The 6,768-nt window shown below is 60.9% G+C and carries 7 protein-coding genes; all 7 read right to left on the bottom strand.

Annotated features, from left to right (window positions below):
- Positions 1–276: 276 nt before the first annotated feature.
- Positions 277–1,560, bottom strand: coding sequence for an aminotransferase class III-fold pyridoxal phosphate-dependent enzyme (locus ABHR75_RS09510; RefSeq protein WP_117745772.1), 1,284 nt, complete (start codon positions 1,558–1,560; stop codon positions 277–279).
- A gap of 69 nt (positions 1,561–1,629) precedes the next feature.
- On the bottom strand, positions 1,630–2,610 hold the full coding sequence (gene argB / locus ABHR75_RS09505; RefSeq protein ID WP_055252306.1) for an acetylglutamate kinase: 981 nt from the start codon (positions 2,608–2,610) through the stop codon (positions 1,630–1,632).
- A gap of 81 nt (positions 2,611–2,691) precedes the next feature.
- Positions 2,692–3,960 carry a bifunctional glutamate N-acetyltransferase/amino-acid acetyltransferase ArgJ gene (argJ, locus tag ABHR75_RS09500; RefSeq protein WP_238057503.1) on the bottom strand — a complete coding sequence of 423 codons (1,269 nt, stop codon included), beginning with the start codon at positions 3,958–3,960 and terminating at the stop codon, positions 2,692–2,694.
- 135 nt (positions 3,961–4,095) lie between these two features.
- Complete coding sequence (gene argC / locus ABHR75_RS09495) at positions 4,096–5,166, bottom strand: N-acetyl-gamma-glutamyl-phosphate reductase (protein WP_117745770.1); 1,071 nt, start codon at positions 5,164–5,166, stop codon at positions 4,096–4,098.
- Positions 5,167–5,423: 257 nt separating this feature from the next.
- Positions 5,424–5,834 carry a pyridoxamine 5'-phosphate oxidase family protein gene (locus ABHR75_RS09490; protein WP_117745769.1) on the bottom strand — a complete coding sequence of 137 codons (411 nt, stop codon included), beginning with the start codon at positions 5,832–5,834 and terminating at the stop codon, positions 5,424–5,426.
- Positions 5,835–5,878: 44 nt separating this feature from the next.
- Positions 5,879–6,325 (bottom strand): pyridoxamine 5'-phosphate oxidase family protein, encoded by a 447-nt coding sequence (locus tag ABHR75_RS09485; protein ID WP_117745768.1) that lies wholly within the window; start codon positions 6,323–6,325, stop codon positions 5,879–5,881.
- Positions 6,326–6,355: 30 nt separating this feature from the next.
- The coding region (locus ABHR75_RS09480; RefSeq protein WP_346964194.1) for an energy-coupling factor transporter transmembrane component T at positions 6,356–6,768 on the bottom strand (413 nt) is incomplete at its 5' end.

Genomic DNA, 6,768 nt, shown 5'->3' with positions numbered 1-6,768 from the left:
CGGTGTCCCCTCCCTTTCAAGAAAGAGAAGAGGCGGGGCATGCCCCGCCTCTTACACCACATCTCTGCGCGCTACCATTTCGCTTGCCATCTGGCCTTATTAGTCCAAAATTGCTGCTACCAAATCGGTAACAGTACTCATATTTGATGTTTTTTGACCAGCAGGTCTCCCTGCCTTAGCAAATCTAAGGCAAAACGGGCTCCAGACCGCTGAATCATGCCGCATAGGGCACGTCCGCAGTCCGGAACTCGGTCCAAATTGAGTTATTGCGCCGCGTTAGCCCAAAACACCCGACAGGATCTCGATCAGACTGTCCACGTCGGCTTCCTCGCAGACGAGTGGCGGCAGGAAACGCAGCGTATGCGCACCCGTAGCGTTGATCACGGCACCGGCGGCCAGCGCGCGGGCAACAACACCATGCGCGTCGCCCGCGGCATCATCCAAATCACAGCCGAGCATCAAGCCGCGACCACGTACCTCGGTCACGTGCGGCAGCTTGGCGAGCTTTGCCTCCATATAGGCACCCACCTTGGCAGCATGCTCGGCATAATCGCCACGCACAAGCGCGGAGAGCGTCGCGGCACACGCCGCGATGGCCAAGCAGCTACCGCCAAAGGTCGAGCCGTGGTCGCCCGGCTTAAACACGTCGGCAATCTCCTTCTTCGCCACGACGGCACCCATGGGCACGCCATCAGCAATGCCCTTGGCAAGGCTCATGATGTCGGGCTCCACGCCATAGGTCTGGAACGCAAACGGCTTGCCGGAGCGGAAGATGCCGCACTGGACCTCGTCGGCGATAAGCACGGCGCCCACTTCGTGTGCCAGGTCGCGCGCCGTAGCCATAAACTCCTCGGTCATGGGATGCACACCGCTCTCACCCTGGATCGGCTCGAGCATCACGGCACAAATTTCGCTCCCCAGCTGCTTAAAGATCGCACGCAGCTCATCCACATCGTTGGGCGTGCAGGCCACAAAGCCACCCGGCAGCGGGCGGAAGCTGTCCTGCAGCCAATCCTGCATGGTGGCGGCAATGGTCTCGAGCGTACGGCCGTGGAAGCCGCCGCGCATGCACACGATGGTGTTGCCGCCATTACCGGCACGCTTGGCGTACAGGCGCGCGAGCTTCATCGAGCCCTCGTTGGCCTCGGCGCCAGAGTTGGCAAAGAAGGTCTCCCAAACCTGCTCATCCGCAGCCGGGGCACCAAGAGCAGCTGCCGTGGTCTCATCGCCGGCGGCAATGGCATCGGCAAGCACGCGCGCACCATCTACGTCGTCGTTAGCAAGCTTGGACAGCAGCGCCGCGACCTGTCCGCGCTGCTCAATGTAGAAGTAATTGGAGACATGCATGAGCTTTTTGGTCTGTGCCTCGAGCGCCGAGAGCACAGCCGGGTCGCCATGACCTAGGCTGCACACGCCGATGCCGGCAAGAAAGTCGAGGTACTCACGGCCATCGTCGCCGGTGAGCTTCATGCCGTGACCCTCGACAAACTCGACCGGAGAGCGGCCAAAGGTATGCATAACGTAATGGGATTCAAGCGATTGCTGAGCTGCAAGTGACATGGGATGCCTTTCGTTGGGCGCCAGACGGCGCGGGGCTATGGGTGCAGGAATGGGGCGGCTGCGGGTCAGCTAGACCGTCTGAAGCTTCTCGACCTCGTCAAGGTTCTCGGTCAGACGCGCAGCAAACGTCGAAAGCGGATGCGGATGCGTATCGAACTCGTAAGCCGTCTCGGTGGAATGGATCACGGTGCCGACGCCGGCATCGGTCAGCAGCTCCAGGAGCAGCGAATGCGGCGTAGTACCGTTAATGATGTGGGCACGAAATACGCCGCCGGTAAGCGCATCGACGGCCGCGCGCAGCTTGGGAATCATGCCCTTATCGACCTCGCCGCCGTAGAGCATTTCGTTGACCTCGTCGAGCGTTAGGTTGGAGATAAGCGAGTCCTTGTCGCTAAAGTCCTTGTACAGGCCATCGACGTCGGTCAAAAAGATTGCCTTATGCGCGTGGAGCGCCGCGGCAACGGCACCGGCGGCGGTGTCGGCGTTGATGTTGAAGAAACCGCCGTCCTCCCCCGCCGCGACGGTAGCGATGACGGGGATGTACTCGCTATCGAGCAGGCGCTCGATATAGTCGGTGTTGACGTGCGTGACCTTGCCTACGCGGCCGAGCTCTGGGTCGAGTGGCTCGGCGATAAGGGTGCCGGCATCGCTGCCCGACACGCCCACGGCCAGGTTGCCGTGGTGGTTGATGGCAGCAACCAGCTCTTGGTTGACCTTGCCGCCCAGCACCTCGCGCACGATATCCATAGTCGCCGGCGTGGTCACGCGCTGGCCGTTCTTAAACTCGACGGGAATATCGTAATGGCTCAGCGCCTCGTTGATAGCCTTGCCGCCGCCATGCACGATGACGGGACGCATACCGATGATCTTGAGCAAAACGATGTCGCTCATCACGTCGCGGCGCAGCTGCTCATCAACCATGGCGGCTCCGCCATATTTGATAACAACCGTCTTGCCGGTCAGGTTCTTAATCCACGGCAGCGCTTCGAACAGCAGCTGCGCGGTTGCTTCGTTGGATTCGCTCGAACGACAATCGCGTGCGAATTTCATAATCTGCCTCGTCTTTCGTATCGTTATCGCGCCGTACTCCGCCGTCCGCAATCGCGGCAAGATGCGCAGCATGCCTGGAATCTAGGAACGGTAGTCGCCGTTGATGGAGATGTATTCATGCGTGAGGTCGCAGGTCCACACGGTCGTTGCCGCGTCGCCTGCGCCCAGGTCGGCCGAGATCACGATCTCGGGCGCCTCGAAACGTCGTAGAGCCTCGTCCTCGTCAAAGGGAACAGTCAGACCGTCGCGACAGACAGGCATGCCCATCATGTCGATGGAAACGTCTTCCTGATTAAACTTAACGCCGCACTTGCCAAGCGCCATAGCAACACGGCCCCAGTTGCAGTCGTGGCCGGCGATGCAGGTCTTGACGAGCGGCGAGTTGGCAACGGCACGGGCGGCGATATCGGCCTCCTCGTCGTTCACGGCGCCGGTAACGTTGACCGTAACAAGCTTGGATGCGCCCTCACCATCGGCGGCGATATTGCGCGCCAGGCTCTCGCACACCTCGTGCACGGCAAATGCCAACTCGTCGAAGGCATCGGAGCCCTCGACGATAGGCTCGGCATCTGCGGCAGCGGCGCCGGAGGCAAGCATGATGCAGGTGTCGTTGGTCGAGGTGTCGGAATCGACCGTTACCTTGTTAAAGGTCTGCTTGACGGTCGAGAGCAGTAGGGCATGAAGTGCCGCAGGCTCGACGTGGGCATCGGTGGTGATAACTGCGATCATGGTGGCCATGTTGGGCATGATCATGCCCGAGCCCTTGCACATTCCGCCTACCGTATAGACATTGCCCGCATGACCCGCGGCCTCACTGACGTAGGACACGGCGTACTCCTTGGAGTGCGTGTCGGTCGTCATGATGGCGCGAGCGGCATCGGCGCCACCGTGGGCGGAGAGTGCCTCGTAGGCAGCAGGAATGGCGGTCTCAAACGTGTCGATCGGCAGAATCTGCCCGATCACACCCGTGGAGGCAACCAGGATCTGTTGGGGCTCGCAGCCGATGACCTGCGATGCGATGCTGCACGTCTCGCGCGCGCATGCAAGGCCTGTCTCACCCGTGGCGGCGTTGGCATTGCCAGAGTTGACCGAAACACCGGCGATAATGCCATAGCCCTTGTCCGCACCGCCCAGGTTGGCACGGCTCACCTGCACGGGCGCCGCACAAAAGCGGTTGGTCGTAAACACGCCGGCGCCGGGACAGGGTTTATCAGGCACGACGAGCGCATAGTCCAAGCGCTCGGGATTCTTCCGGAATCCCGCATGGATGCCTGCGGCCTTAAAGCCGGCAGCCGCCGTAACGCCGCCCTCGACGGCGCGAATCTTGATATCAATCAGGTCGGTGTTCATCGTCCCTACGACTCCTTATATCAAACAAAAAAGCGGGCATCGGCTGGCACGCCATACCGGTCGCAACTACTAGACCAGCTTAAAAGTGGCGCCCAACTCGATACCCGACTACCAAATCGCTAACAATCGAATGTGCTACACCGGGCACGCCACTGTGAGCAAGCCTCGTCGCTCGTCAAAGCCAAAAACGATGTTGGCGCACTGGACCGCCTGGCCCGCAGCACCCTTGCACAAATTGTCGATGGCGCCCGTCGCCACCAGCACGCCTGCACGCTTGTTGAGCGCAAGGCCAATCTGGGCGGCATTGGTACCGACGACCGAAGCCGTCTTGGGCTGCTGGCCGGCATCGAGCACGCGCACAAAGGTGCGACCGGCGTAAAACTTCTTGTAATGGTCGACGACATCCTCAAGAACCAGCGCGTCGAGAGCCTGCGGCGCGAGCGGCATCGTCACCGTGGAAAGCAGGCCGCGCTTGAGCGGTGCCAAGTGCGGGGTGAAGACGATGCGGTCGGCTAGGCCGAGTATCTGCTCGATCTCGGGCGTATGACGATGCTTGCCCACGCCATAGGCTTCCAGGTTCTCGTCCGCGCTGCAAAAATGGGTGCGGGCGTTACAGGACTTGCCGGCACCCGTCACGCCGCTGATAGCGTCAACGATCACGGGACCGCTCTCGGCCACCCAGCCCGCACGCACGGCAGGAGCGGCTGCAAGGCTCGTTGCGGTGGGATAGCAGCCGGCGCAGGCGACCAACACGGGCTTTCCGGCGGCATGGCTGGAAGCAGCAGTCTCTAAGTCCTGACAGAACAGCTCGGGCAGGCCAAAAGCGCGGGTCTTGAGCAACTCGGGGCTCGTGTGCTCAGCGGCATACCATGCCTCAAAGACGGACGCGTCGCTCAGACGGTAATCGGCCGAAAGATCAAAGCAGGAAACGCCCGCGGCAAGCAGCGCGGGCACCTGTGCCATGGCAGCCGTGTGCGGCACGGCAAGAAAAACCGCATCGCAGCTCTTGAGCTCGGGGGCGTCATGCGTGGTGAAAACCAGATCGCTCACGCCAGCAAAGCTCGGATACACCGCGGACAGCGGCTGGCCGGCATCGGCGTTGGACGTAATGGCAACAAGTTCAAACTCGGGATGGCCAAGCATGAGGCGAATGAGTTCGGCGCCGGCATATCCAGCCGCGCCGACGATTCCAACCTTCAAAGACATATCAGACTCCTTGTCTGCGATTTATGCACCGATGCGCATTTCGCAGCGGTCGTTATGAAGTGGGTTGAAACTTTAGCACCAAAAGATGCATGAACACGTAAATGGCTTGCATATTCATGCATTGAAACATTCCCGACACATTCGCTTGAAGGAATTGACAAATGGAGCGGGCCCCGTATTGACCGGCGCTCCTAACGGCGCCGGGCAATACGGGGCCCGCCCATGCGAAAACCAAGTTGTTAGGATGAGCCAGCTGGCTAGAGCTCGACCGGCACCCATTCGTCGTGATTGCAGATAAAAGCCTCGGGATCCTCGACGCTAAAGAAGACGAGCGTGGGGTCGTTAGGCCCCTCATAGTGCTCGCCCAGGTGCTCTAGATGCTTCCACCCGGCTTCGCGCATTTCGTCTAAAGCCCGGTCATCCAAGCCGGCACGCCCGCGCAAGATGAGCCAGCCATGGCCCGGCCACCAACTCGTGGCCTCAAAGCGCTGGTTTTGCAGCAGCTCTTGCCACACATCTTTGGTGCGCGCTGTTACAAACCACAGCTTGCCATCCTGGATCTGCGCAAACGAAAACGGACGCACATGAGGCTGTCCGTCAACGCTCGTCGCCAAATACCATGCCGGCACCGACGTCAGATACTCCAACACCGTATTCAATCCGTCCACGTTTCCTCCTGTACTAGCTAGTTTGGGAGCCCGGTTTGTGCGAGCTAGAGCTCCAGGCGCTCCTCGCTGCCGTCGATATCACAGAAGCGCGCGGCAATGTTGCGGACCGAAAAGAAAGCAAGGCGGCCGTCGTTGGCACTCTCGTGTTCCTCGCCAATGCCCACCATGTGCTTAAAACCCGCTTGACGCACCTTGTCGCTCGCAACTGCGTCGTCCTCAAGTGCGGCTTCGCCGGTCAATACGATCCAACATTCCCCCGGCTTCCAGCCCGAGAGCTCAAACTTGGGATTCGCGCTCAGCTCCGCCCACATATCTTTGTCGCGCGACGTACAAAACCACAGTTTACCGTCATCGACCATGGCAAACGAAAACGGCCTCACGCGAGGCTGATGCCCGTCGGCTACATCGGTCGTGGCCAGATACCACGCCGGAATGCGCCTGAGATACGAACAGGCGAGCTCAAGCTGAGCCGTGCGGTCGTTGTCGGTCATAGGGACCCCTTTCTTGCGCTCGAATCGCGCCTAAACAAGTTGAAGGTTGATGACGATGACGCAGATGAGCAGCAACGCCGTCACCACCGCCGCCAACGCATCGCCGCGGCCAAACGTAAGTGCATGCAGACGCGTGCGTCCCTGTTCGCCGTGATAGCAACGCGCATCCATGGCGGCCGAAAGCGTCTCGGCATGACGGAACACGCCCGTGAACAGCGGAATGGCCACACTGCCGAGCATACGCACGCCGCCGAGCGGGCCTCCCGTCACGCGCGCACCGCGGCTCGCCTGCGCATCGGCCGTCTGCTTCATCTCGGTAGCGAACTGCGGCATAAAGCGCAACGCGATACCCATGATCATGCCGAGCTCATGCGCCGGAAGCCCCACGCGCGCAAACGGTGCGAGCAGACGCTCAAAGCCCGCGGTGAGGTCGAGCGTGGGGG

Origin of the sequence: Collinsella aerofaciens, from assembly GCF_039752955.1 — a bacterium.
In the GTDB taxonomy this organism is placed as follows: Bacteria; Actinomycetota; Coriobacteriia; order Coriobacteriales; family Coriobacteriaceae; genus Collinsella; species Collinsella aerofaciens_BI.
This window is presented reverse-complemented; position numbering and strand designations above follow the sequence as displayed.